The organism is Endozoicomonas sp. Z74, assembly GCF_057680865.1.
Genome location: NZ_JBLYZI010000012.1, coordinates 58,767 through 81,751, shown reverse-complemented (window position 1 = coordinate 81,751; position 22,985 = coordinate 58,767). Strand labels below are relative to the sequence as shown.

Here is a 22,985-nt window from a genome sequence, read left to right as displayed (position 1 = left end):
CGTAAAGCGGCCTTCCGGCTGTGTTGAACTGGCTTGACGTAGAATAACTACGCGCTGCGCCAGTTCGCCTTGCGTTAGGCCGCTTTACGAACCACTGAGCTAACGCTAAAACATCAACAGCCCCTAGGTAAATATGAATTCGAATAAAGGTAGTTGCTTTTTTCAGGTCACGCCGTTTGCATTTTTATAAAGGTCGTATTTTCCACGGTGCCGCTTTGTTATGTACTGTTGTACCGTTACGACAGTACATGGTTTGAGAAGTTGTGCGTGACGCATGGAATCTGAATTCTGGACACAGGTGTTGACCCTGCTTGAGCAGCAGGAAGATCAGGGCGCTCTTCGGGACGTTATGAATGTTTTGCTGACCCCTGAAGAGCGGGAATCCATAGGATCGAGGCTTGCCATTATGAGGGCGCTGATTGCCGGGGAGGAGTCCCAGAGGGAGATAGCCGCCCGGGTGGAGGTCAGCATCGCCAAAGTGACCCGTTGTTCCAATTATCTCAAAAGGCTCTCGGAAGCGGATAAGGCCCTGATTGAACAGGATGCCGTTTACCGGTGATGGAGTGCCGCGTGCCGATGAAGAGCCGTGTGACGGGTTCTGTTAGCAGAGCCTGATGACCCGATAGAAAAAATCCCACAGGAAATCAATGTCTGAAGCAGTAATTGCCTCTGGATCCAGTACTGGAACCCTTCAAGCAGAGGCCAGACCAGGAAGTGTATTAGGGGGGACGGTGATTGTCGCCGGAACCGCAATTGGAGCCGGGATGTTTTCCCTGCCGGTGGCCACCAGCGGAATGTGGTTTGGCTATTCCCTGTTGTTGATGCTCTTTGCCTGTTTTTGTATGTACAGTGCATCGCTGTATCTGCTTGAGGCCAACCTTCGCTTTCCTCTGGGTGCCAGTTTTGACTCCATTGCCCAGGGAACCATAGGCAGCCTGGGTCGCATTGTGAACGGCGCCTCGGTGGCTTTTCTCTGTTATATCCTGACCTATGCCTATATTTCCGGTGGCAGTTCTATCATCTCCTACTCATTGGCGGCAGTGGGTGGCGTTTCGCTGTCACAGCCCATGGCCAGCCTGGTGTTTGCTCTGGTGCTGGCTACCGTTGTAGTGGCAGGTACCCGGGCAGTGGACCGGGTGACAACGGTTCTGATCGGTGGGATGGTGATTACCTTCCTGGGCAGTATCAACGGATTGCTGGGCAATATTTCCACCGACAATCTGTTTCCACCACTTCAGTCTTCACAGACGCTTCCCTTCTCGCTGGGTGCCCTTGGCTTTCTGGCTGTCAGCTTTGGTATGCAGACTTCTGTGCCCAGTATTACCCGCTATCTGGGGAAAGATGAGCGGCGGGTGAGAATGGCCGTGTTTGCGGGTTCTGTTCTGGCTCTCTCTTTTTATGTGCTCTGGCAGCTGAGCATTTTTGGCAACCTGTCCCGGGATCAGTTTCCAGCCATCATTGCCTCAGGGGGGAATATTGGCAATGTCATGGCAGCCCTTTCCGGTAACGGGTTGAATGTGAACGCTTCATCCCTTCTGCAGCTGTTTTCCAACATGGCCGTAGCCAGTTCCTTCCTGGGAGTGGCGCTGTGTCTTTACGACTATATTGCCGACCTGTTTGGTTTCGGGAATGACTTTTTGGGGCGGGCGAAAACCGCGGCAGTGACTTTTATTCCGCCGACGCTGCTGGGGGTGTTGCTGCCGGATGGATTTATTACGGCGATTGGTTTTGCCGGTATGGTGATGGTGGTGTTCTGTATTCTGACGCCGGTGGTCATGGCCTGGGTGGGACGCAGGAAGGGTGATGGTACCGGCTACCGGGTGGCAGGCGGTGCGCCCCGGATGATTCTGGTGTTTGGCTTTGGTATTGCCGTGATGCTGCTGTCTGCCCTTGATCTTCTGGGTGTGTTGCCCAAGTTTGGTTAATTAAGTATTTTCCGGGTGGACGTTCCACCCGGCTCCCCTCCAGATGCAAAAAACCTGAAAAAAAATCCCCCAGTCTTTATAATTCCGCCCCAATCATTCTTTTTATCTGATGTTTGTCAGATGAACTTCTTTCAGGAGCAATCAGAAACACTATGGGTTTCAAATGCGGCATTGTCGGCCTGCCCAATGTGGGCAAATCCACTCTCTTTAATGCCTTGACCAAGGCAGGCATTGATGCGGAAAACTTCCCCTTCTGCACCATTGAGCCCAATGCCGGTATCGTGGCCATGCCTGACCCCCGGCTGGACAAACTGGCTGCTATTGTCAATCCGCAGCGGGTATTGCCCACCACCATGGAGTTTGTGGATATCGCGGGTCTGGTGGAAGGGGCTTCCAAAGGGGAAGGTCTGGGCAACAAGTTTCTGGCCAATATCCGGGAAACCGATGCCATTGCTCATGTGGTTCGCTGCTTTGTGAATGAAAACGTCATTCATGTGGCCAACAAGATCGATCCCCAGGCGGATATTGAAATCATCAATATGGAGCTGGTGCTCGCGGACCTGGAGAGTTGCGAGAAGCAGCTGCAAAGGGTAGCCCGTACCGCCAAGGGAGGAGACAAGGAAGCGGTGGCCCAGAAGGCGCTGCTGGAAAAAATTGTCCCCCACCTGGAGGCAGGCAAGCCCATTCGTTCACTGGAGATGAGTGACGACGAGCAGAAGCTGGCTAAAATGTTTCACTTGCTCACCACCAAGCCCACCCTGTACATAGCCAATGTCGATGAAGACGGTTTTGAGGGGAATGAGTACCTGGACAAGGTGCGTGAAATCGCCGCCAGTGAGGGGGCGGTGGTGGTGCCCGTCTGCAATAAGCTGGAATCCGAGATTGCCGAGCTGGACGATGAAGAGCGCGATGAGTTTCTTCAGGATCTGGGTATGGAGGAGCCGGGTCTGGACCGGGTTATTCGTGCGGGCTATGAATTGCTGGGGCTGCAAACGTATTTTACCGCCGGGGTCAAGGAAGTGCGGGCCTGGACGGTGAAAGTGGGGGCCACTGCTCCCCAGGCGGCTGGAGTGATTCATACGGACTTTGAGCGGGGCTTTATCCGTGCAGAAGTCACCAGTTACGATGACTTTGTCCAGTACAACGGTGAGCAGGGTGCCAAGGAGGCCGGGCGCCTCCGGGTGGAAGGAAAAGAGTACATCGTCAAGGACGGTGATGTGATGCACTTCCGCTTTAATGTCTGATTGGGGGGCTGAACCCTCATCTTTCGCCCCTCACCCCGTCCCTCTCCCAAAGGGAGAGGGAGAAATAAAGTGCCACCTTCTCCCCTGGAAGAAAGCTGGGGGAGCGCCATTCTCCCCCTCTCCCCCTGGGAGAGGGTTGGGGTGAGGGGAGCGGTCTCAATAACCCGTCAATTGATTTTTTTCTGCCTGCTTGCCGGCAGTTCCCAGGGCCTCGGAAGTACTGGATTGCTCCTGCTTTCCGGCCAGCACGTTTCTGAGTGTCCGCTCGCCATCCACGGTCAGAATCATCAACTCAATTCTGCGGTTCACGGAATCATAAGGTTGGTCCGGGTTCAGAAGGGCCTGGTCGGCCATGGCTGAGACCATAATGATGCTCTCTGGGGAGACGCCACCATAGACCAGCACCTCACGGGCCTGATTGGCTCTGTTGGCCGATAGATACCAGTTGTCCATCAGGCTGCTGTCCCGGAAACGGGACGCATCGGAATGGCCGGTAATGGTCAGGCCTCTCTGGCTTTGGGAGAGGAAGGGGGCCAGGTTCAGCAGCAGATCCTCGAAGTAGGGCGACAGTGAATCCCCGCCCCGCTCAAACATCCGGTGCTGCCGGTTTTCAGTGATGCTGACCCGAACGCCCTGGGGAAGCAGTTCCACATGAATGTTATCGCTGAACTGGGACAGGGCTCCCTTTAATCCCGCTTCTTCCAGCTTTTTATAAACTCCGAACAGTGCCGATTTGGCGGTGCTTCTTGCCACGCGACTGCCAGGGTCGGTCTGGTGCTGAAAGCCAAAGTCAATCAGGCTTTCCTGTCCGCCGGTTTCAAAAATACTGGTGGGGTCGGAAAAGTAGCGGCCGATCATGGCTTTTTCAATGGGATTGGCCATGCCCACCACCCAGAGCACCAGAAACACCGCCATCATCGACAGCGTAAAGTCGGCAAAGGCAATTTTCCAGGCGCTGCTGCCATGTCCCTTGCCACTGACTTTTTTCCGGCGTCGGACAATGATGATGGGTTCTGTTTTCATGAGCTGGCCTGCTGGCTTTCAAGGAGCCAGTTTTCCATCTGCTGGAAGCTGGGTCGGACCTCTGAGTACAGTTGTCGTCTGCCTGCGTCAACGGCAATGGCTGAAGGTCTGCCGCTGATCTGGGCGACAATGGCAGCCTTGATGCAATTGAACATCAATACCTGGTCTTTGACGTTGTGCTCAATGGCCTGGGCAAGGGGACCTGCAACACCATAGCAGAGAAGGATTCCCAGAAAGGTGCCCACCAGGGCTTTGGCAATGTGCATACCGATCATCTCAACAGAGCCCCCCATGGACCCCATGGTGATGACAATGCCCAGAACCGCCGCCACAATACCGAAGCCGGGCAGGGCATCGGCCACTGCCTGGACGCTGTGAGAAGGGCGAAGCAGATCCTCCTCCATGGTTTCCAGCTCGCTTTCCAGAAGCCCTTCCAGCTCATGGGGCTGGACTTTCCCAAGAGTCACCAGGCGAAGATTGTCGCAGATAAAGCTGACCAGACGAGCGTTGCCCAGAACGCCGGATTGTTTAAACAGGTCGCTGTCGTCTGGTTGTTCAATGTGGTCTTCCAGTGCTGATGCACCGGATTTACGGCGGATTTCAAACAGCTGATACAGCAGTGTCAGCAGTTTCTGGTAATCATTTTTGCCATAATGGCTGCCCTTGAACACTTCTGAGATAGCTGTTCCGGTCTGCCTGACCCCTTCCCAGGAGTTGGAGATCAGGAAAGAGGCCAGAGCCCCGCCAAGAATGATAACGAACTCCGGTACCTGCCAGAGCACCAGTGGCACCCCGCCCCCCATGAGAAAACCGCCAATCACTGAGAGTGGCAGTAGAATCAGTCCGCATAATTTGAGTTTCATAACTGCTGGTTACTCTCTTGTTCTCTTACTCTTTTTACACTGGCCATGCCGCCGCTGTTCATTGCTCTGACAGCCTGAGGCGCAGGGTTTTTACCGCCTTGTTTCGTAACTGCGACACCCGGGCTTCGGTAATTTCCAGTACCTGGGCAATCTCTTTCTGGTTCAGCTCTTCGCTGTAATAAAGCTGCATGATTCTCTGTTCCCTTTCTGGCAGGTGCTTCAATGCTTCTACCAGAACTTTCTGCATGCGCTGACGAATGACCGGTGCCGAGGCGTTATCCTGCGTCAGGGGGAGCAGGCTTTCCCCTTTTTCCAGAACCGCATCCAGGCTTTGTACTGAAGCTTCCTGAAGCGTTTGCTGTACACGGCGGCAGGCTTCTATGCTCTGCCCGGAGGCTTCCGCTAATTCACTGTCGGTAGGGTTTCGTCCCAGTTGCTGTAACAGCTGGTTGTGAACCGCTTTCAGCTCCCGCCCGTCTTTGCGGATGCTGCGGGGGCACCAGTCATTTCGCCTCAGGCTGTCGACCATGGCCCCTCTGATTCGTGGCAGGGCGTAAGCCTCAAAAGGAATACCTTCCACCGGCGTATACCGTTGGGCGGCTTCCAACAGCCCGAGCATTCCAGACTGAATCAGGTCATCCGGGTCGGTATTCCCTTCCAGGCGGTCGGCCATATGGAGGGCGACACGGCGCACCATGGCTGCGTGGGCCATCACCAGAGCGTCCCGTTGACGGGTGCCATGGTCGCTTTGCCGCGCCATGGCGGCACCGTAGCGGGCAGCGCCTGTAGAGGAATACCCTTGAACCATGGGCGGAGCCTGGTCTTGATTTCGGGTATTGTTGCCGGAGTTATTGAATGACAAATTCATTGAACATCACATCCCGGATAGACGCTGCCGAAGCGGCGCCGTTGATCTTCTGGAGCGCTTCCAGGGTTTTCTTTCGCAGGGTTTCATACCCATCTTCAGCCAGAAGACTTCTCACAGTCTGGCGGCTGTAGAGAGACAGCAGGGTGTTGCGGATCAGGGGAGAATCCTTCTTTACCTGCTCATAGGCCTCGGGACCTATAACCACCAGTACCGGCCTGATTTTCAGGTAATGGTTATATTCATTGGCCTTGGACACATTCACGATCATCGGATCGACCAGGTAATAGAGGGGCTCTATTGCTGTTGGCTGCTGCTCGGCCGGCTTCTTTTCCAGAAGCTGGTCGAGGGCGCCTGTCCACCATAATGCGAATGCGCCGCCACTGATCAGAAGAAGGACCAGGATTAGCCCGATGGCAGTCCGTGACCCACCTGTTTTTTGCTCTGACATACTGTTGTTTCTCTACGGGAGCTCTCTGTTTATCATGAAAAGTGTTTATGCAAAGGTGTCAACCAGACGATCCGGTATGCCCAGGCTTGCAGTGCTCGGGTTCTGCCCGGTGTGCTGTTGCTCATCCAGGGGCTCAATGTGGCCTGTAAGACCGGCGACACTCATGGGGTCAGCGGAACGGGTGTAAGGACTCTGTCCTGACTGGCCGGATGAGCCATCACTGCTGACGTTGACGTTAATCAAATCCATCCCCTGCCCGGCCAGGGCTTGACGAAGTCGGTCCGCCTGGGCTTCCAGCATTTCCCTGACCTGGGGAACGGCTGATTGAAACTGAACACTGACCCCGGCGTCTTCCACCACCAGCCGGATCCCCAGTGAGCCAAGGCTTGGCGGGTCGAGGCGAATAACGGCCTCCTTGTGCTGGTCTCCCACCATGGTGACTAATCTCTGCCCCATGGCTTCCGACCAGTTTTCCTGGCGAATAGCCGATTCAGCGTTCACCGGTTGTGGCGTGCTGACAACCGTCTCCCTTGATATTACCCCGGCGGGGTTGGCAGGCGCTCTGTCAGCGGTTGCAGCTGTCAGTCCGCTGACGTGTAGTCGCACGTCAGGTGTCATTTGTTCCGGCCCTTCAGAGGCGGATTTTTCCATAAGGGCTGCAGGAGCAGTCAGTTGAGAGTCGCTGAGCCTTTTCAGGGAAGCCTGGCTTTCAATGGACTCGCTCAGGGTCGTATCCACCTCAGTGCTTTCGGGGTAAAAGGCTGTTTGGCGGGACTTCTCTTCGGTAGCTGGCAGGTAATTGTCCATAGCTTTGCCAAGAGCCGCCCTGACTGGCTGGTCAAGAGATTGGTTGTCCTGGGTAGCAGCCTGCCTTTGCCAGGCCTGGATATCGATCACGGGTGCCTTTTCCAGGGGCGCTTCCATCTGCCAGCCCTCCTGGTTTTGCAGCATGGCCAGAAAACCGGTTATTTCACTGGAGTCCATTTCTCCCAGAGTTGACTGCAGGGCACTCCGGCGCTGTTGCTTACTCTCACTGTCAGCGCTTTCCTCGATCAGCGCCTCAACGGCTTGACCCAGAGAGTGGTTGAAGTCCGGTTCCCCGGATTCCCGGCCCAGAAGCGGGTTGTCAGCAATCTCCCGCTCCGTCAAAGCAGGGTCACTGTTGGCCGGGATGGCTGATCCGGTCAGACCTGGCAGTGTCTCTGTTGTCATACCTGTACCTTGATCCCCTGAACCCCCGGGGTTTCCGAGGTTCTGTAACCTTTCATGGCCTGACGGTTCTTTCTCAGCCCCTGCATTTTTTTCTGCAGTAATTCCCGTCGAGCTTCAGAGATGGACATGACCTTCTGGTAAGCTGCCCGCAGCTGTTCCAGCTCCTGGGCCAGGACCCCTTCTCTCTGGGAAGGGGTCAGGCTTTTGACGACTCCCAGGATTTCACGGTCAATACTGGCCACCTGGTCCCATTGACTGTCCTGGGCCGCTGCCAGTAACCCGGTTCGGCATCCTGATAATGCGGCCAGCAATTCTGCGTCTTCCATATCATCGGGTCTCCAGTTGATCCCAGGCGGTCTTGATCTGGCCAATAACAGAAGCCACCTGATCCAGCTGCTTCATGTCATTGTTGCGGGTTACGTCCATCAGGCAGCGGTTACAGTAGCGATAGAGCTGATCCAGGTTGGCGGTCATTTCCGGATTGATGGAGTGGTCCAGGGCGCTGCGCAGGGCATTAATGATGTCCATGCATCGTCCCACACATTCCCCCCTTACTTTCACGTCACCCCGGTCAATGGCCCCACGGATACGGGAAAGATTGTCGAGCAGGTTCTCAAACAGCATCTGTACCAGGCGATATGGGCTGGCAACATTCGCCCGGCTCTGGGTCTGGTTGGTCTGGTAGGCATTCAGGGCCCGGTTTCCGTTCATCATGGTTTCACATTCAACAAGGGGTCAAATTACAGGTGGTTGTAGGAGCCATTCATCTGGGTGACAGCCATGTCCATGGCGATGTATTCATTCAGGTAACGCTGATAGTAAGCGTTGTAGCGGGCCTCCAGTTCCTTCCATTCACTTTTGACATCGCTCAGGTCTTCCCGCAGGCTTTTTATCCGGTCATCCAGCAGGCCGGTGGCAGAAACGTAGCCGCCGTTGCTGTCTTCAGTGGCCTCCAGTTCGTTACCTTCTTCGTCTTTTTCTGCATCAGGGCGCCCTATATACCGGGCCGCTACTGCCTGAAAGCCATCAATAATGCCGCCATCTTCCATGAACATGTCGGAGACGGCGTCGTAGTCTTCTTCCAGTGCCGCTTTCAGTTTGTCGTCGTCTATTTCCAGCTTGCCGCTGGCGTCGGTCATGATGCCGATACTGGCCAGGTTGGCATAAGTATCATCAAAAGTAGTGTACAGGGTGTTTCGCATCTCCCGCTCAATGCCATTGATCATGCTGTCCCCGGCCAGAGCTGGGCGGACCGTGTTCCCTTCTTTGTCAGTGGATGACTTATTAAAGGAATCAATGGTTTTGATCACATCATTGAAGGCACCAATGATGGCCTTGATCGATGCGGACATGGTGTCGGTGTCGGGCTCAATATCAATGGTGATGGGGCCGTCGTCTTCGCCAGTGGTGACACGTTCGAGATTCAGGGTGACCCCTTCAATGGCGTCACTGATTTTGTTCTCAGGACTGCTCATGGCAACCCCGTCAATGCTGTAAAGGGCATCCTGAGGGGAATTGAGTACTCGAGAGCCTTCTGGCAGCCCGGCGTCTCCCTCAATCATTTCAACGCCATCGATGGAGATAATGTTGTCTGCACCGGATTTCTCTGTGGTCAGGGTCAGGTAAGATTTTGATCCATCTTTCATGACGCTGGCCGTTATTCCCGGGTTGTCCGGGTGATCGTTGATCTGCCTGGCCACATCCGACAGGCTGTTTTTTCCTTCTTCTACGGTCAATGTCATGGACTGGCCCGCCACTGAAAAAGTGTGCTCTCCGGCGGGAATAACCGCGGTTTCCGTATCGCCGCTGGACCACTCTACCTTGTGGTGAGTGGCCAGCTGGGTTACCTCCAGCTGGTAGGTATTGGCTACCGCGCTGTCGTCCAGTTCAACGGTGGCAAAGTTCTGGTCGCTTTCACTCATCTTGACGGTGGCAGCACCAAAGACGCTCCCATCGGAATATTTATTCAGGGTGTTGTAGAAACTGTTGAGCGAGCTGGCCATGGCATTCAAACCTGCCATTTCCTCATTGATGCTGCTTTCTTTCCGGGTGATCTGGCTGGATTTAGCGGCGGTTTTGGCTGTTGCCATGGTTTCCGCCATGCCGTAAATATCCAGGCCTGTGCCCATGCCGGCCATGCTGATATTGGAAGACACTGCAATACTACCTCAAGCGTCATCTGTCCGATGATTCAACAGGCTGAATACCTCTCGATTCATCTCTTGGCCCATCTCCCTGTCCATCTCAAAGAGAGAGCTCTTCATAACCATAAGAGGGCTGCCCTTATGATCTCCTAAATGGTTTAGCAAAACCTGTGCCATTAGGGGCTGTTGATGTTTTTTCGTGTGCTCAGCCAAAGCCAGCGGTTTCGTGCCAAGGCGCAGTAGCGCAGGAATAACCTGAAGGTCACAAGTACCGTCGTCTTTCAAGCTGCTGCAACGATGGCACGGAAGCGCTGGTTTTGGCCCTTCGGGTGGCTCGTAAAGCGGCCTTCCGACTGTGTTGAACTGGCTTGACGTAGAATAACTACGCGCTGTGCCAGTTCGCCTTGCGTTAGGCCGCTTTACGAACCACTGAACTCACGCTAAAACATCAACAGCCCCTAGCCCTTAACCCGCAGCAGAATACCTTCTGAAAGCGGCAGGCCAGCCAGTTCAAAGCACTCCGAAGGCGTCAGTTCAGCCACGGCCTTACCCTTACTGTCCAGCAGTATTACTTTGCTGTTGCTGGTGTTTTCCCCGTTCTCAACGCTGAAGGAATACCCTTTCAGATCACTTAGCTGTTCAAGCGCGGTAATGGCACCCTGAATTCCACGGGGGAAATTCTTTTCCGCTTTCGGTGCAGGGTTTTCCTCCCGGGTCAGCTTTCTGGAGGCTGGAACTGCGGAAACGGGTTCCACCTGCATGTGTTGACTGGAATCCCTGGGAATCCGGGTGCTTTGGGACATGGATCATTGCTCGGTGCTGTTATCGGGTCGTTATCGGTGCTCATGCAGAAAGAAACGACGATTCCGGACATTTCTAAAATCTTTTTTTGATGTTTTTGCTCAGCAAAAAACGCTCTTTTTTCAGTCTTGACTGGACTGTGTCGAACGCTTTCTGTGGGACGGCAGAAGTAGCAGCCGGAAGAGATGAAGCGCTGGGGAAATGTGAAGGGTTTGCATAAATAAGAATAATATTCATGTATATTAATATTTGTCAGGAAATCGGAACTAACTTCATTGAGCTTGATTAAGCACGAGCTGGTCGTTAATTAAGCGTGAGAAATGACTGTCTGACAGATTTTTTATAAGAATTTCTTTGTTTTATCTTTGTTAAACAATGCCTTGTGTTTGTTGTATTGCTTGTCGGTTGTTATATAGACATTGTCGTATAAATTGATAAAAATCAACGCCCCGTGACTTTTCTTTATCTTTTCTTGAACTCATCTTTACACTTGGAAACAATAAAGGTGAATTTTATTCATCTAGTGGCTGAGGCCCACTGCTTCATTCTTGCAGTAGAAAGTTGCAGGGAGCAGGAGCCTGGTTTGGACGGGCTGAAGGCCCTCTTTTTTGTTGGTCATTTTTCAAAAGCGCATCCGCTATTTAACTGTTAGTCCGGGGGACAACATGAAACTCAACCGTCTGGCATTTGCTGTGATGGCAATTACTGCTTTGTCTGGGTGTAATTCCGATGATGATGATCCTGTAGTCAGTATTCCGTCTGATCCGGTCAACAAACCGGTCTATGAACTGGCCCAGGGGTGCTACGCACTGATTGAGTCGGAATCGGGCAACGCGGTAACCACCGTGAATGGCCAATATCAGCTTCAGCCCTGGAATGGCAGCAACAATGGCGAGAGTTTCTACTTTAAGCCAACCGGGTTAAAGCGGTTCATGTTGTACGACACAGACACTGTAAGGCAGCAGCTGCCAGACGGTGGCAATGATGTTGAACCGGGTTATGCCCTTTACCTCAATGGTGGTTATCTGGCAGCAGAGCTCGGTGGTGATACTGCCAGTGCCGGCCGCTTGAAAATGCAGGATCCGGATCAGGAGAAAAACTGGGAGCTGGTGGACTGGCTGGTGAATACCCGAACCAATGAGGACGTTACTGAATATCAGTTTGTTCACCAGAGAATGATCGATTCGCCGGTAGAAGAGGGGCGGTCAACGGAAATTCAGGACGTTCCTCTGGAAATGGGAGGGGGACAATGGTTCCAGCTTGAGCCCCGCAGCAACTGCAGCCTTTACCCTGAGGTCAGTGTCAGCGCCCGGCAAAATGGCGAACTCAAATCCCTCAATGAAGATGGCACCGTCTATGGCTTTATGGATGCCCATGCCCATCTGACATCTTCCATGTTTATGGGAGGGCATGCCATCAGCGGTCAACCCTTCAGCCCTTATGGGGTCACTGATGCGTTGAAAAACTGTGAAGAAGACCATGGCTCCCGGGGTGCCAGGGATATTATCGGGGCAGTATTGAATACCCAGGACAGGCCTCTGACCCATAAGACGGAGATGTGGCCTGAGTTTACGGACGTGCCCCAGGCGCTCAACCTCACTCATCAGCAGAGTTATTATCAGTGGGTCAAGCGGGCTTATCTTTCTGGAATGCGTTTGATCGTGAACCATTTTGTTCAAAACAAAGTGTTGTGTGATGTTCAGGGGCTGGTTCAATCGGTCCTGACCCGGGGGGAATATTCCGGTCTGAGCTGTGACCCGAACGAAAGTGTGGATGCCCAGTACGATCTTCTGTATCAGATGCAAGACTATATTGATGCCCAGGAAGGTGGTCCGGGGAAAGGGTTTTTCCGGATTGTCACCAGCTCGGAAGAAGCCAGAGAAGTCATCGCGGAAGGTAAACTGGCGGTGTTGATGGGGATTGAGGTGTCCGGGTTGTTTAATTTTCAGCAGGAGCCTAATTACCGGCTGGACAAAGACTGGAAGCAACGGATAGATCAGCATCTGGATAAGGTGTCTGAAATGGGTGTTCGAGTACTTTATCCCGTCCACCGTTTTGATAATGGCTTCGGTGGCAGCAGTTACCGTAATGCCATGAACATCATGAATCTGGGGAACCTGGTGTCCTACCATGAGCCGTTTGATCCGGCCCTTTGTGAGGATCTGAACCCGGAAGGTGACCGGTATGAAGGTGAACATTCCGGAATGACCGTCAATGACATGGGGAACAGTGTGCCATTAATGCCTGAGCTGGTGACCATTCTGAAGCCGGTGGTTGAAAAACTGGATCTGCCGGAGGTGGTCAAAAACCAGATCTACCGGATTCTGGATGGCATGGCGCCGGATTACGGCTTTGACCTTGAGTCAGAGGGTGACCGGTATGTCTGCAACCAGCGTGGTATCACCCAGGCCGGGCAGTACCTGATTGAAGAGATGATCAAGCGGGGAATGGTGGTTGAAACTGACCATATGTCCATTGAGATGAAGAAGCAGGTGCTGGATATCATTGAGAACATGGATGAACGCTACCGGGGTATCACTTCCGCCCATATTGAACTCTACGGGCAGGATGCAGACGGAAATGACTGGTATCCAAGCCCTATTCAGCAGGAACTGCTGGACAAAGGCGGTTCAATTTATGTGTACAACCGGGACTCGGAAATCACCAGCAAACAGGTGCGTAACATTGTCGAGAATATTCAGGATGAGTATTACAAAGGCGCCGGTTTTTCAACGGATGTGGGTGGTTTTGGAAATCTGCCTCTGGCCAGGGAGAACAACGAAGGTAATCCCGTGGAATACCCGTTCACCTCGCAGGATGGCAGTGTGACTTTCTATAAGCAGGTATCCGGTTTAAGAAGCTTTGATTTCAATAAAGAAGGTTTTGCCCATTATGGAATGATGGCGGACAACATCGAAGACTTCGTCAAAACCGATAACCAGGAAGCGCTGGAGCTTATATTCAAGGGGGCGGAAGCGTATCTGCAGATGCTGGAGGCCATTGAGGATTACAGCGAGAAGTTGTAATAAAGAGGATTGCTGCGCCTGGCGTTGCCTGGCGCAGCTTTTATTGCGGGGGTTAGCCCATCAGCATGGAGGCATACTGAGGCAGGCTCTTGGCCTGGGCCAGAACAGAGGCGCCGGATTGCAGCAGCATCTGGTTGCTGGTCATTTTGGTGGTCTGGTCGGCAAAGTCTGCGTCCAGCAGCTGGCCTTTGGCGGTGCTCATGTTTTCTTCGATATTGGAGAGGTTGTCCAGCTTGGAGGCCATCCGGTTCTGGAAAGCACCCAGGTTGCCTCGCTGATCATCCACTTTGGCCAGGGCCTCATCAAGTTTAGTAATGGCCGCCTCGGCACCTGCCTGGGAGGTCAGATCAAGGCCTTCAATACCCAGGCCAGCGGTTCCCATATCCTTCAAGGTCAGTTCAGCAGTCTGACCTGCATCAGCTCCTACCTGAAACTTCAGGGTTTTATCTGCTCCGGCTGTTCCGGCTTTGGTCACATCATCTGCGGTGCCTAATTTCCCATCTGTGCCAGCCTCTGTTGATGCGGCAGTTCCTGTGCCATCTCCATCCAGCAGCTTGGTGCCAGCAAATTCAGTATTGTTGGAGATGTCTTCCACTTCCGCCAGCAGAGCGTTGACTTCTTTTTGGATAGAGGCACGGTCTTCTGCATTATTGGTGTCATTGGATGCCTGTACAGACAGGTCACGCATGCGATTGATAATATCCGTGGTTTCCTGTAGGGCTCCTTCTGCTGTCTGGGCCATGGAAACGGCATCATTGATATTGCGCTGAGCCTGGTTCAGACCAGAGATCTGGGCGTTCATGCGGTTGGAAATCTGCAGGCCGGCGGCGTCGTCAGCCGCAGAATTGATGCGCTTTCCGGTAGACAGTTGCAGCATATTGTCGGTCAGGGCTGACTGAGTCTTGTTCATGCTGTTCTGTGCAACAAGAGCAGTGCTGCTGGCATTGATGGTAATCATGGCGTGACGTTTCTCCGGGTTGTTGGTTCGATTCGCTGCCTTCAAATGTTTTTAGTCAAAGTCAGCGTTGATACTCCAGTAAACGTCGGTCGATTTTTTTTCTTAAACTTTTTTTATTTTTTTTTGAGGGAGGAGTGTAGACCCTCACCCCGGCCTTCTCCCAGAGGGAGAGGGAGAAGTTGTTTCCCGGTTTTTTCGCAAGCGGGAAGGGAAGGTTGCTTCTCACCCCTGAGCATCTCCCGATGGGAAGAGGTGAAATGAGGGGCGCTTTTAGCCCCCTCTCCCTTAGGGAGAGGGTTGGGGTGAGGGGTGAGCGATGAGGGGAGAAAGCAGAGAGGTTAACCCAGATTCCCATCCACGACTATCTGACGATTGTCTGGTATTTCGTGATAGGACAATACCGCCAGTTCGGGAGCGCAGATCCGGGCAAAGCGGGCCATCAGAGGCCTGAGCTGTGGAGCGGCCAGAAGAATGGGAGTTTTGCCGCTGTTCTGCATATTCCCTGTGATCACAGGCAACTGCTCCTGGAGCTGTGCGGTGATGTTGGGCTCCAGGGGAATAGCATCCGGTGCAAACTGCCCACCCTGCTGCTGGGTTTTCTGGAAGGCCTGCAACAGAATCTGCTCCAGGGGCTGGGCAAGGGTGGTGACCGGAATGGTCGCCTGCATGCCCACCAGGCTGTCCAGAATGGTCCGGCGCAGGGCTACTCGTACTTCCTGGGCCAGAGCCACAGGATGGCTTTGATGGTTGCTGGCATCCAGAAGAGTGCCGGCAATGGTCTTGATATCGGTCAGTGGTACCCGGTCCTGCAGGAGTTGTTGCAACACCTGGCGTATGGTGTTGGTGCCCAGTTTGGCGGGCGTCAGTTCCTCGGCCAGTTTTGGTGCCTGTTCTTTCAGTTTTTCCAGCAGCTGCTGAGTTTCTTCATACCCCAGCAGTTCATGGAAGTGGTCTTCTATCAGTTTACTGATATGAGTGGTGATGACCGTGGCCGGGTCGACAACGGTGTAACCGAGGGCCAGGGCATTATCCCGCTGACTCTCCATAATCCAGGTGGCGGGCAGTCCATAGGCTGGATCGGTGGTGGGGGTGCCCTGAAGCTCGCCAAATACCTCGCCGGGGTTCAGGGCCAGCTGCTGGTCGGGCTCCACAGACCCTTCGGCAATGGCAACACCTTTCAGAAGGATTCGATAGCCGGCAGGCGACAGTTGCAGGTTATCCCGGATATGAACACTGGGAATGAGAAAACCTGCCTGAGCCGAGAGGCTCTTGCGAATCCCCTTAATCCTTTCAAGCAGTTCTCCCCCCCGCTTGCTGTCCACCAGTCCTACCAACCGGTAACCCAGTTCCAGGCTAAGGGTGTGGACCACAGGGACGTCGCCCCAGTCCAGTTCTCTTTTGGCGGTGGCCGGTTGTTGCAACTCTCCGGCCGCCTCGTCTTCGGTTTTTTCATCTTTCTCCGGACGGGCCCGGCGGCGGGAGATCATCCAGGCGGCGGTCGCCGCACAACTGCCCAGAGCCAGAAAGGCCAGGTGAGGCATGCCTGGTACCAGACCCATGATGATCAGGATGGCAGCCGTCACCGCCAGAGCCTTGCTGGTGCCAAACAGCTGGCCGGTCAGTTGTTTGCCCATGTCTTCCGAGTCCGCTACCCGGGTGACCATAATGGCGGCAGTAGTGGACAGCAGCAGTGACGGTATCTGAGCCACGAGTCCGTCACCTATGGTCAGCAGTGAGTAGGTTTTAAAGGCATCACCAAACCCCATGTCATGCTGCAGAACACCGATGGCAATGCCTCCGATGATATTAATAAAGAGAATCATCAGACCGGCAATGGCGTCACCCCGGACAAACTTGCTGGCACCATCCATGGAGCCATAAAAGTCCGCTTCCTGCCGGATTTCTTCGCGGCGGGTGCGGGCCTGGTCCTGGTCGATCAGGCCGCTGTTGAGGTCTGCATCCACCGCCATCTGTTTACCAGGCATGGCATCCAGGGTGAATCGGGCGGTGACTTCAGAGATACGACCGCCGCCTTTGGTAACCACGACAAAATTGATGATCATCAGAATGGTAAAAACCACCAGCCCGACCACGTAATCACCGCCAATGACCACATTGCCAAAGGCCTCAATGACCTTTCCCGCTGCAGCCCCTCCGTTATGACCATGGAGAAGCACCACCCGTGTGGAGGCAACGTTCAGGGCCAGCCGCATCAGGGTGGCCAGCAGCAGAACCGTAGGAAAAGACCTGAAGTCGAGGGGGCGCAGGGTGTAGATGGCCACCAGCAGCACAATCAGCGACAGGGCAATGTTAAAGGTGAACAGGGCATCCAGCAGCATCGGTGGAATCTGAAGGATCACCATGGCCAGCAGTGCCATTAACAACAGAGGGGCACCAAGGCTGCCAGCGGGTATGGATTTTCTTTTGGCAAGACTGCTCATAGGGGCTTTTACTCTCTTCTCATACCTGCACTGTCGTAGTGTCTGGAAATATCAATATCCGGCAGTTGTGGTGCATTTCGGATAGCACCCTGACGGAACTGCTGCAGCTGAAAGACGTAAGCCAGTACCTGGGCTACAGCAAGATAAAGGTCATCGGGTATTTGCTGGTCAACCCGGGTGGAGTGGTAGATGGCCCGGGTCAGCATGGGGGTTTCCACCAGCTGGATATTATGATGACGGGCGGATTCTCGGATTTTCAGGGCGATCTGGTCCACACCCTTGGCCAGAACATAGGGAGCGCTGGCCTTGTCCTGGTCGTATTTCAGGGCAACGGAGTAGTGGGTTGGGTTGGTGATAATGACATCGGCTTCAGGAATGCGCTGCATCATCCGCTGATTGGCCATCTCCCGCTGGATCTGCCGGACTTTCTGCTTGATTTCCGGCCGGCCTTCGCTCTCTTTGTGCTCATCCTTGACCTCCTGGCGGGTCATCATTAACTGCCTGCGATGGTTCCAGAGCTGAAAGGGCACATCCACGGCGCAGATCAGGACCAGAGCCAGGGCGTAGACCAGAAGGGCGTCGGCCAGGATGCTCAATCCTGTGGCCAGGGCCGTATTCAGCGGTTGTCGTGAAAGGTGGATCAACTCGGGGTAGTGCTGCCATAACAGCCAGGCCAGGCAGCTGACCACCAGCAATACCTTGAGAATGGACTTGACCAGCTCCACCAGCCCCTGGGGAGAAAAGACTTTTTTGGGCCATTGGGCCGGATTTAGGCGGCTGAATTTGGGGGCCAGGGTGTTACCGTTGAACAGCCAGCCTCCCACCATGACCTGGCTGAGAGCCCCGGGGAGTGAGATCGCTGCCAGAACCAGTACCATCATGGGCGCAACCATCAGCCCGGTGCTGGCCAGTTGATCGGCCATGGCGCTCGTGTCAAAGAGAGAGGCGCGGTCCAGGGCAAAATTGTGCCGCAGGGTGCTGGCCAGGAGGTCTCCTGACTGCTTTGACATCAATCTCAGAATCAGGCTGGCTATCAGCAGGATCACAGCGGAACCCAGTTCCCTGGAGCGGGGAACCTGGCCCTGTTCGCGGCTTTTCCGGAGTCGCTGGGGGGTGGGTTGTTCGGTTTTTTCCTGATCGCTGTCGCTCATATCAACCTCGCTAGCGGGACAGGTAATTACGCAATACGACCAGGGTCTGCTCCGTCATGTCGGAGAAAACCGCTGGCATATTGACCAGAACAAAAAACAGAGTGGCCATGCCAAACAGCATGGTCATCGGAAAACCCAGGGCAAAGATATTCAGCTGGGGCGCCGCGCGGCTCATGACACCAAAGCAGATATTGACCAGCAGCATGCTGAACACCGCGGGTAGAGCCACCAGCAATGCGCCGCTGAACAGCCAGGAACCCATCAGGGTGACATCCAGAAAGTCCATGGGGTTGAGGCCGCTGCCCACCGGCAGGGTGTAAAAGCTTTCCAGCAGAACCCGGAAGATCACCAGATGTCCGTCCATGGCCAGGAACAGTAGAAAAGTGATGGTCTGCAACCAGGTACCCAGCAGAGGAACCGAGCCGCTGGATGGATCGTTCATCACGGCCATGGAGAGTCCCATCTGCATGGATATCACCTGTCCGGCCAGGGTGAAGGCGGTGAACAGCAGCCGAAGAATCAGCGCAAAGATCAGGCCAATGACCAGCTGCTCAATGGTTATCAGGATGCCGGAAGGTGACAGTGGGTCCACTGTGGGCAGATTGCCCAGGTTCCGGGATACCAGATAAGCCAGGCTTCCTCCCAGTGCCAGCCGGGCGTGCCGGGGAACCCCGTGGCCGCCAAACACCGGCATGAACCAGAGCGCGGCGGTGATCCGGAACAGGGGCCAGAGCAGTTCGCCCATCCAGGCGGTCAGCTCGGCGCTGGTCAGTATTGAGCTGTTCATCACAGTACTCATACAATGCCTTTTTTCACAGGCTGTACCTCACAGGCATTCACCATCAATTATCTGGCCGATTACCCGGTTACTTACCCGACAAGAGTGGGGATGGCGGTAAAAATAGACGTCATAAGATCGGTCATTTTTTCCACCAGCCAGGGCCCGGCAAACACCAGGGTCATCAGGGTGGCAACCAGCCGTGGCAGGAAGCTCAACGTCTGCTCATTGATCTGGGTGGCGGCCTGGAAGATGGCCACCAACAGGCCAATCACCAGGCTGGGGCCGATAATCACAGCCACCATGATGACGATCAGAAACTGCGCCTGTCGAAACAGGTCCATAGCCACATCAGGGGTCATGCCGGGCTCCCATATACCGAATTCTTCAGGATGGCGTTATCCATAGTTCGCGGCTATCCATAGCTCGCGGCAAGAGTGCCGACGATCATGGTCCAGCCATCCACCAGCACAAACAGCATCAGTTTGAAAGGCAGGGACACCACCAGGGGTGATAGCATCATCATGCCCATGGCCATGAGTACACTGGCGACCACCAGGTCGATGACCAGGAAGGGAATAAACAGCATAAAACCTATCTGGAAAGCCGTTTTCAGTTCGCTGATGACAAAAGCGGGCACCAGCACGGCCATTGAGTTCTGTTCAGGAACGCTGCTGATGGTTTCACCGGCAATGTCCGCCATCTGCTCCAGGGAGGAGGGGTGGGTCTGCCGGAGCATAAACTGTTTGAAAGGTACGCTGGCGGTTTGCAGGGCTTCCTTGAAGGTCAGCTCTTCCGCCATCCAGGGTTCCACGGCTTCGGTCCAGGCGGTGTTAAACACCGGCTGCATAATGAACAGAGTGAGAAACAGGGCCAGGCCGATCAGCACCGGATTGGGCGGGGACTGTTGAAGACCTATCGCCTGCCGCAGCAGGGAGAGCACCACAATGATCCGGGTAAAGCTGGTCAGCACCAGTAGCAGCGCTGGCAGAAATGACAGGGCACTGAGCAGCAACAGAATCTGCATGGGAGTGCTGTATTCCTGGCCACTGCCAGTGTTAGTGATGTTCAGCAAGGGAATGTTGCTGGCTGCAATAGCGTCTGCGGCAAACACGTCAGCGGTCGTCAGACAGGCCAGCACCACCAGTACAGACATTCCTGCAACCGATAGCTTGTTAACAGGCAGTCTTTTAATAGACAGCCTGGACCGTCTGTTCTGCCAGAATCGGTTAAGCCGGTTTTGCGTCAGTTCTGAGGTCTTCTGGTGCATAGGCAATAGGCGCTCACAGGCTTGTCGGTCAATGGAAATCCGGGCAGTCCAGGCAGTTCCGGGAACAACTGTGTCAGGAGAAAAGAACTCAGAAAAATGAGCCCATGGACTCTTTCTTGCCCAGGGTGTTGCTGGCTATCTCCAGCACACGGATTCCGTACTTGCCATTGGATTCGACGACTTCCCCATGGGCCACCAGGGTGCCGTTCACTTTGATGTCCAGGGGGTCTCCAGCCTTGCGGTTCAGCTCAATTACGGAACCTTTGGCCAGTGCCAGAACCTGCTCAACGGTTTGTTCGGTGGTGCCTACTTCCAGGGACAGCTCCACAGGAATGTCCATGATCATGCCCAGGTCGGGACTTTTCCGTTCAGGGCTTTTGGGTTCGGAGCTTTTCTGTTCGAAAGCGCTGTCCTCTCTGGTAACCGTTTCAATGGCAATGGCTGTTTCTTGCTGATGATGATCAACAGGTGGTTGCTGTTCGGTCATAGTTACCTCTATGTCACCTCTATAGACAGACTGCTAGTGTCTTTGGCTGGTGTGTCAATCTGCAGCTCTTCAGCCTGAATGCCGTTGCTGACCAGGGGGGCTTTTTCGGTGTCAGGAGCCAGCATCTGAACCATCAGCCGGGTGTCGCTGGTGACCACACTGGCCTTGCCGAAGTGCTTTCTTCCAACAAACAGGTCGGCATCCAGAGGCTTGCTCAGGGGGATGATGTCTCCGGGTTTCAGGTTCACGGCTCTGGACAGTGGAATCTGTTGACGTCCGAGAATCGCCGTTACCGGCAGTGAGACTGACGTCAGTCGTTGTTTCAGTTTTTCATGCATGCAGTCCGGGTTGCTTTTCTGTTTCTGGCTGAACAGAGCGGAAACAATTCTGGCAGGCAGCATCAGGGACACCTGGCCGGAAAATGCGCCGATGCGGACGGTCAGGTTCAGGCAGACCACCAGGTCACGCCTGCCGGAGTGGTACCGCTGAGCCAGGGTTTCCTGAGCCCTGCTGGCAGAGGCAAGGGTGATGGGGGATGTGGACTGGAACGAACCGGTAAACGCTTGGAACAACCCTGCGCTCAGTTTTTTCATAATGTAGAGTTCGCCGGCATTGAGGGTTTTGTCCCTGGCAGAACTGCTCTGATCCTGACTGCCAGGAGCGGATCCTGAACCTCCGCAGACAAGGTCAAGGCAGATGCTGGCAAGACTCCGGTCAATGGCCATGGCGGCTGAGGACTGGCTGTCGTTATTGACAATCACCCAGCTCCGGAAAAAACGGTCATCGGTATCGGCTTCCAGCTTGTACTGTTTGATTTCAACCGACGGTTCAACCGCGGGTTCAGTATGAATAAGCCGGGTCAGAAACTGCTGGAATTTTTGTCCATACTGATCGGCCTTTCTGTGCAGAAATGGATTCACTTCATGAATGACATTGCCTGCCAGATAAAGGTCAAAGGGTAATATGTCAGGAGTTACGGTTGACATTACAGTATGACTTATCCCGGATGATTCAATTGATGGCAGAATTATAGGGACCTCGAATCAACATAAAACATACGTAGATATATCCCGTGTACTGTGATCTTTTTTTACAGCGGGGCGGGGTTGTTTTTTATTTTTATTGAGGAGGGTTTGTATGCTTATTAATGGAAATAATTCGCATTTGTCAGGTTGAAAAACTAGGTATTAACGGTTTCCTGGTTGTGCAGGGCGATTCATTATTTTTTCTGTCTGGTAATCTCGCTTATTGATTTACGTATCTATGCGTGCGCAAAAATGGAGAGATGCCTAGGTTATTTGACAAAGTGTTGACGTATCATAAATCCAAAATATACACATGAAAAAGAATAGACGGGAGGCTGGTAAAGGATTGAAGATCCCGCTTTATGACGTTGAAGTCTTTAATGAGAGGAGGTGCTTTTTCAGTGAAAATGTTTTCATTTCAGTGCTTGAAGATCTGTCTGATAAACGCCTTTGTCATGATGGCCATGATGATGGGCAGAGCAGATGCTTCGTCAACTCGATTTGATGGCTATCCCCTGGAAGGGGTTCACTGGAAAATGGAAGTCGGCGCCTATCAGTCAAGGCTTTCTCTCAACCCTGAATCCGGCATTGAAGTTTCCTTTAATAAAGAAGCGGGTAGCCAGGTCGTCTTTGAGTTAGTGTCTCCTTATCTTGTGGGTCAGGCTGTATCTGCTGATTTGTACCAGGTGAATTCGCCCATGTTTCCAGATCGCGAAAGGATCAAGCTTGAACGGGTGGAAGGTATCCAGCTAAGGCATTTTGTCGAACAGAATAAAATTGTTTTCTCTTCGTCGGGAAACCGGTTAATGGATCTAATGTCAAAGGGGCGCTGGTGTGTTGTCGCTGTTCAGCTGATTGATGGACGTGTTAAAACCATTGAAGTTCCTTCGATTGATTTTTCAAGAATGGTCGTTCAATTTTATGAAAGTGTTAACAAACAGCCGCCCATGAGCTGGCAAGAGGCCGAAAATTACCGGGTGTATTTTCCGGTGGGCCGTTGGGAACTGTCCGATTCCCAGAAGAATGAGCTGGATAAGCTGGTTGCTGTTATTGATTATGATGGTAAGGTAAGTACCATCACTCTGGATGGGTATTCTGATCCCTCCGGAAACCGTCTGAAAAATCTCACGCTATCCAGAAAACGAGTGGAATCTGTCAGGGATTACCTGATTCATACCGGGGTTGACCCATCACTCATAGGGTCAGTAAGGCATCATGGGGAACGCTATCCACTATTGAATAAACCTCCCGCCGACAATCGCCGGGTAGAAATAAAGTTATCCAGGTGATGGCGGTTAATTGCTAACAGTTGTTGTTGTGA

Annotated in this window: 22 protein-coding genes; 5 read left to right on the top strand and 17 right to left on the bottom strand. The window is 53.6% G+C overall.

Translation table 11 applies throughout. From position 1 onward, the window contains the following. Positions 1-274: 274 nt before the first annotated feature. From trpR to ychF, 3 genes are all read left to right on the top strand, one after another. Positions 275-559 (top strand): trp operon repressor, encoded by a 285-nt coding sequence (gene trpR, locus ACNRUY_RS05695; RefSeq protein ID WP_488110673.1) that lies wholly within the window; start codon positions 275-277, stop codon positions 557-559. A gap of 88 nt (positions 560-647) precedes the next feature. After that, positions 648-1,925 carry an aromatic amino acid transport family protein gene (locus ACNRUY_RS05690; RefSeq protein WP_488110672.1) on the top strand — a complete coding sequence of 426 codons (1,278 nt, stop codon included), beginning with the start codon at positions 648-650 and terminating at the stop codon, positions 1,923-1,925. A gap of 152 nt (positions 1,926-2,077) precedes the next feature. Then, positions 2,078-3,169, top strand: a complete 1,092-nt coding sequence (gene ychF / locus ACNRUY_RS05685) for a redox-regulated ATPase YchF (RefSeq protein WP_488110671.1) — start codon at positions 2,078-2,080, stop codon at positions 3,167-3,169. A gap of 156 nt (positions 3,170-3,325) precedes the next feature. Here the strand turns inward: ychF and ACNRUY_RS05680 are convergent, their stop codons facing one another. The 9 genes from ACNRUY_RS05680 to ACNRUY_RS05640 form a co-directional block, all read right to left on the bottom strand. Beyond that, positions 3,326-4,192 carry an OmpA family protein gene (locus tag ACNRUY_RS05680; protein ID WP_488110670.1) on the bottom strand — a complete coding sequence of 289 codons (867 nt, stop codon included), beginning with the start codon at positions 4,190-4,192 and terminating at the stop codon, positions 3,326-3,328. Next, the gene (gene motA / locus ACNRUY_RS05675) at positions 4,189-5,055 is read right to left on the bottom strand and encodes a flagellar motor stator protein MotA (protein ID WP_488110669.1); all 867 of its coding nucleotides are present in this window, start codon (positions 5,053-5,055) and stop codon (positions 4,189-4,191) included. The genes ACNRUY_RS05680 and motA overlap by 4 nt, the downstream gene beginning before the upstream one ends. Before the next feature lie 58 nt (positions 5,056-5,113). After that, on the bottom strand, positions 5,114-5,923 hold the full coding sequence (locus tag ACNRUY_RS05670) for a sigma-70 family RNA polymerase sigma factor (protein WP_488110668.1): 810 nt from the start codon (positions 5,921-5,923) through the stop codon (positions 5,114-5,116). Then, positions 5,904-6,371, bottom strand: a complete 468-nt coding sequence (locus tag ACNRUY_RS05665; RefSeq protein WP_488110667.1) for a flagellar basal body-associated FliL family protein — start codon at positions 6,369-6,371, stop codon at positions 5,904-5,906. The genes ACNRUY_RS05670 and ACNRUY_RS05665 overlap by 20 nt, the downstream gene beginning before the upstream one ends. A gap of 45 nt (positions 6,372-6,416) precedes the next feature. Beyond that, positions 6,417-7,583, bottom strand: coding sequence for a flagellar hook-length control protein FliK (locus tag ACNRUY_RS05660; protein ID WP_488110666.1), 1,167 nt, complete (start codon positions 7,581-7,583; stop codon positions 6,417-6,419). Further along, on the bottom strand, positions 7,580-7,909 hold the full coding sequence (locus ACNRUY_RS05655) for a flagellar protein FliT (RefSeq protein WP_488110665.1): 330 nt from the start codon (positions 7,907-7,909) through the stop codon (positions 7,580-7,582). The genes ACNRUY_RS05660 and ACNRUY_RS05655 overlap by 4 nt, the downstream gene beginning before the upstream one ends. A 1-nt stretch (position 7,910) precedes the next feature. After that, a complete protein-coding gene (fliS, locus tag ACNRUY_RS05650; RefSeq protein WP_488110664.1) occupies positions 7,911-8,297 on the bottom strand; it encodes a flagellar export chaperone FliS in 387 nt (128 codons plus the stop codon). 26 nt (positions 8,298-8,323) lie between these two features. Beyond that, complete coding sequence (fliD, locus tag ACNRUY_RS05645) at positions 8,324-9,739, bottom strand: flagellar filament capping protein FliD (RefSeq protein WP_488110663.1); 1,416 nt, start codon at positions 9,737-9,739, stop codon at positions 8,324-8,326. A gap of 446 nt (positions 9,740-10,185) precedes the next feature. Then, positions 10,186-10,530: a hypothetical protein gene (locus tag ACNRUY_RS05640; RefSeq protein ID WP_488110662.1), complete on the bottom strand. Its 345-nt coding sequence runs from the start codon at positions 10,528-10,530 to the stop codon at positions 10,186-10,188. 663 nt (positions 10,531-11,193) lie between these two features. Between ACNRUY_RS05640 and ACNRUY_RS05635 the strand changes: the two genes are divergently transcribed. After that, the gene (locus tag ACNRUY_RS05635; RefSeq protein ID WP_488110661.1) at positions 11,194-13,554 is read left to right on the top strand and encodes a hypothetical protein; all 2,361 of its coding nucleotides are present in this window, start codon (positions 11,194-11,196) and stop codon (positions 13,552-13,554) included. Positions 13,555-13,606: 52 nt separating this feature from the next. Here ACNRUY_RS05635 and ACNRUY_RS05630 read toward each other — a convergent pair whose 3' ends face one another. From ACNRUY_RS05630 to ACNRUY_RS05595, 8 genes are all read right to left on the bottom strand, one after another. Next, positions 13,607-14,512, bottom strand: a complete 906-nt coding sequence (locus ACNRUY_RS05630; protein WP_488110660.1) for a flagellin N-terminal helical domain-containing protein — start codon at positions 14,510-14,512, stop codon at positions 13,607-13,609. Positions 14,513-14,850: 338 nt separating this feature from the next. After that, on the bottom strand, positions 14,851-16,953 hold the full coding sequence (flhA, locus tag ACNRUY_RS05625; protein ID WP_488110659.1) for a flagellar biosynthesis protein FlhA: 2,103 nt from the start codon (positions 16,951-16,953) through the stop codon (positions 14,851-14,853). Positions 16,954-16,961: 8 nt separating this feature from the next. Continuing rightward, positions 16,962-18,104, bottom strand: coding sequence for a flagellar biosynthesis protein FlhB (flhB, locus tag ACNRUY_RS05620; protein WP_488110658.1), 1,143 nt, complete (start codon positions 18,102-18,104; stop codon positions 16,962-16,964). Between the two features lie 10 nt (positions 18,105-18,114). Next, positions 18,115-18,903: a flagellar biosynthetic protein FliR gene (gene fliR / locus ACNRUY_RS05615; RefSeq protein ID WP_488110657.1), complete on the bottom strand. Its 789-nt coding sequence runs from the start codon at positions 18,901-18,903 to the stop codon at positions 18,115-18,117. A gap of 71 nt (positions 18,904-18,974) precedes the next feature. Continuing rightward, entirely contained in the window at positions 18,975-19,244 is a 270-nt protein-coding gene (gene fliQ, locus ACNRUY_RS05610) for a flagellar biosynthesis protein FliQ (protein ID WP_488110656.1), read from the bottom strand. A gap of 53 nt (positions 19,245-19,297) precedes the next feature. Continuing rightward, positions 19,298-20,038: a flagellar type III secretion system pore protein FliP gene (fliP, locus tag ACNRUY_RS05605; RefSeq protein WP_488110655.1), complete on the bottom strand. Its 741-nt coding sequence runs from the start codon at positions 20,036-20,038 to the stop codon at positions 19,298-19,300. Positions 20,039-20,240: 202 nt separating this feature from the next. Next, entirely contained in the window at positions 20,241-20,639 is a 399-nt protein-coding gene (gene fliN / locus ACNRUY_RS05600; protein WP_488110654.1) for a flagellar motor switch protein FliN, read from the bottom strand. Between the two features lie 8 nt (positions 20,640-20,647). Further along, on the bottom strand, positions 20,648-21,625 hold the full coding sequence (locus ACNRUY_RS05595; RefSeq protein ID WP_488110653.1) for a FliM/FliN family flagellar motor switch protein: 978 nt from the start codon (positions 21,623-21,625) through the stop codon (positions 20,648-20,650). Positions 21,626-22,071: 446 nt separating this feature from the next. On the opposite strand from ACNRUY_RS05595, the gene ACNRUY_RS05590 reads away from it, so the two are divergent. Continuing rightward, complete coding sequence (locus tag ACNRUY_RS05590) at positions 22,072-22,953, top strand: OmpA family protein (protein WP_488110677.1); 882 nt, start codon at positions 22,072-22,074, stop codon at positions 22,951-22,953. Positions 22,954-22,985: the final 32 nt, after the last annotated feature.

Bases quoted from the DNA above. Each gene is read 5' to 3' on its own strand.
- fliS (WP_488110664.1), bottom strand. From the start codon at position 8,297: ATGATGAACGGAAACCGGGCCCTGAATGCCTACCAGACCAACCAGACC.
- ACNRUY_RS05595 (WP_488110653.1), bottom strand. From the start codon at position 21,625: ATGTCAACCGTAACTCCTGACATATTACCCTTTGACCTTTATCTGGCA.
- ACNRUY_RS05590 (WP_488110677.1), top strand. From the start codon at position 22,072: ATGTTTTCATTTCAGTGCTTGAAGATCTGTCTGATAAACGCCTTTGTC.
- motA (WP_488110669.1), bottom strand. From the start codon at position 5,055: ATGAAACTCAAATTATGCGGACTGATTCTACTGCCACTCTCAGTGATT.
- ACNRUY_RS05690 (WP_488110672.1), top strand. From the start codon at position 648: ATGTCTGAAGCAGTAATTGCCTCTGGATCCAGTACTGGAACCCTTCAA.
- trpR (WP_488110673.1), top strand. From the start codon at position 275: ATGGAATCTGAATTCTGGACACAGGTGTTGACCCTGCTTGAGCAGCAG.
- fliQ (WP_488110656.1), bottom strand. From the start codon at position 19,244: ATGACCCCTGATGTGGCTATGGACCTGTTTCGACAGGCGCAGTTTCTG.
- ACNRUY_RS05670 (WP_488110668.1), bottom strand. From the start codon at position 5,923: ATGAATTTGTCATTCAATAACTCCGGCAACAATACCCGAAATCAAGAC.
- ACNRUY_RS05640 (WP_488110662.1), bottom strand. From the start codon at position 10,530: ATGTCCCAAAGCACCCGGATTCCCAGGGATTCCAGTCAACACATGCAG.
- flhA (WP_488110659.1), bottom strand. From the start codon at position 16,953: ATGAGCAGTCTTGCCAAAAGAAAATCCATACCCGCTGGCAGCCTTGGT.
- ACNRUY_RS05635 (WP_488110661.1), top strand. From the start codon at position 11,194: ATGAAACTCAACCGTCTGGCATTTGCTGTGATGGCAATTACTGCTTTG.
- ACNRUY_RS05630 (WP_488110660.1), bottom strand. From the start codon at position 14,512: ATGATTACCATCAATGCCAGCAGCACTGCTCTTGTTGCACAGAACAGC.
- ACNRUY_RS05665 (WP_488110667.1), bottom strand. From the start codon at position 6,371: ATGTCAGAGCAAAAAACAGGTGGGTCACGGACTGCCATCGGGCTAATC.
- ychF (WP_488110671.1), top strand. From the start codon at position 2,078: ATGGGTTTCAAATGCGGCATTGTCGGCCTGCCCAATGTGGGCAAATCC.
- fliR (WP_488110657.1), bottom strand. From the start codon at position 18,903: ATGAGTACTGTGATGAACAGCTCAATACTGACCAGCGCCGAGCTGACC.
- ACNRUY_RS05660 (WP_488110666.1), bottom strand. From the start codon at position 7,583: ATGACAACAGAGACACTGCCAGGTCTGACCGGATCAGCCATCCCGGCC.
- flhB (WP_488110658.1), bottom strand. From the start codon at position 18,104: ATGAGCGACAGCGATCAGGAAAAAACCGAACAACCCACCCCCCAGCGA.
- fliN (WP_488110654.1), bottom strand. From the start codon at position 20,639: ATGACCGAACAGCAACCACCTGTTGATCATCATCAGCAAGAAACAGCC.
- fliP (WP_488110655.1), bottom strand. From the start codon at position 20,038: ATGTCTGTACTGGTGGTGCTGGCCTGTCTGACGACCGCTGACGTGTTT.
- ACNRUY_RS05655 (WP_488110665.1), bottom strand. From the start codon at position 7,909: ATGGAAGACGCAGAATTGCTGGCCGCATTATCAGGATGCCGAACCGGG.
- ACNRUY_RS05680 (WP_488110670.1), bottom strand. From the start codon at position 4,192: ATGAAAACAGAACCCATCATCATTGTCCGACGCCGGAAAAAAGTCAGT.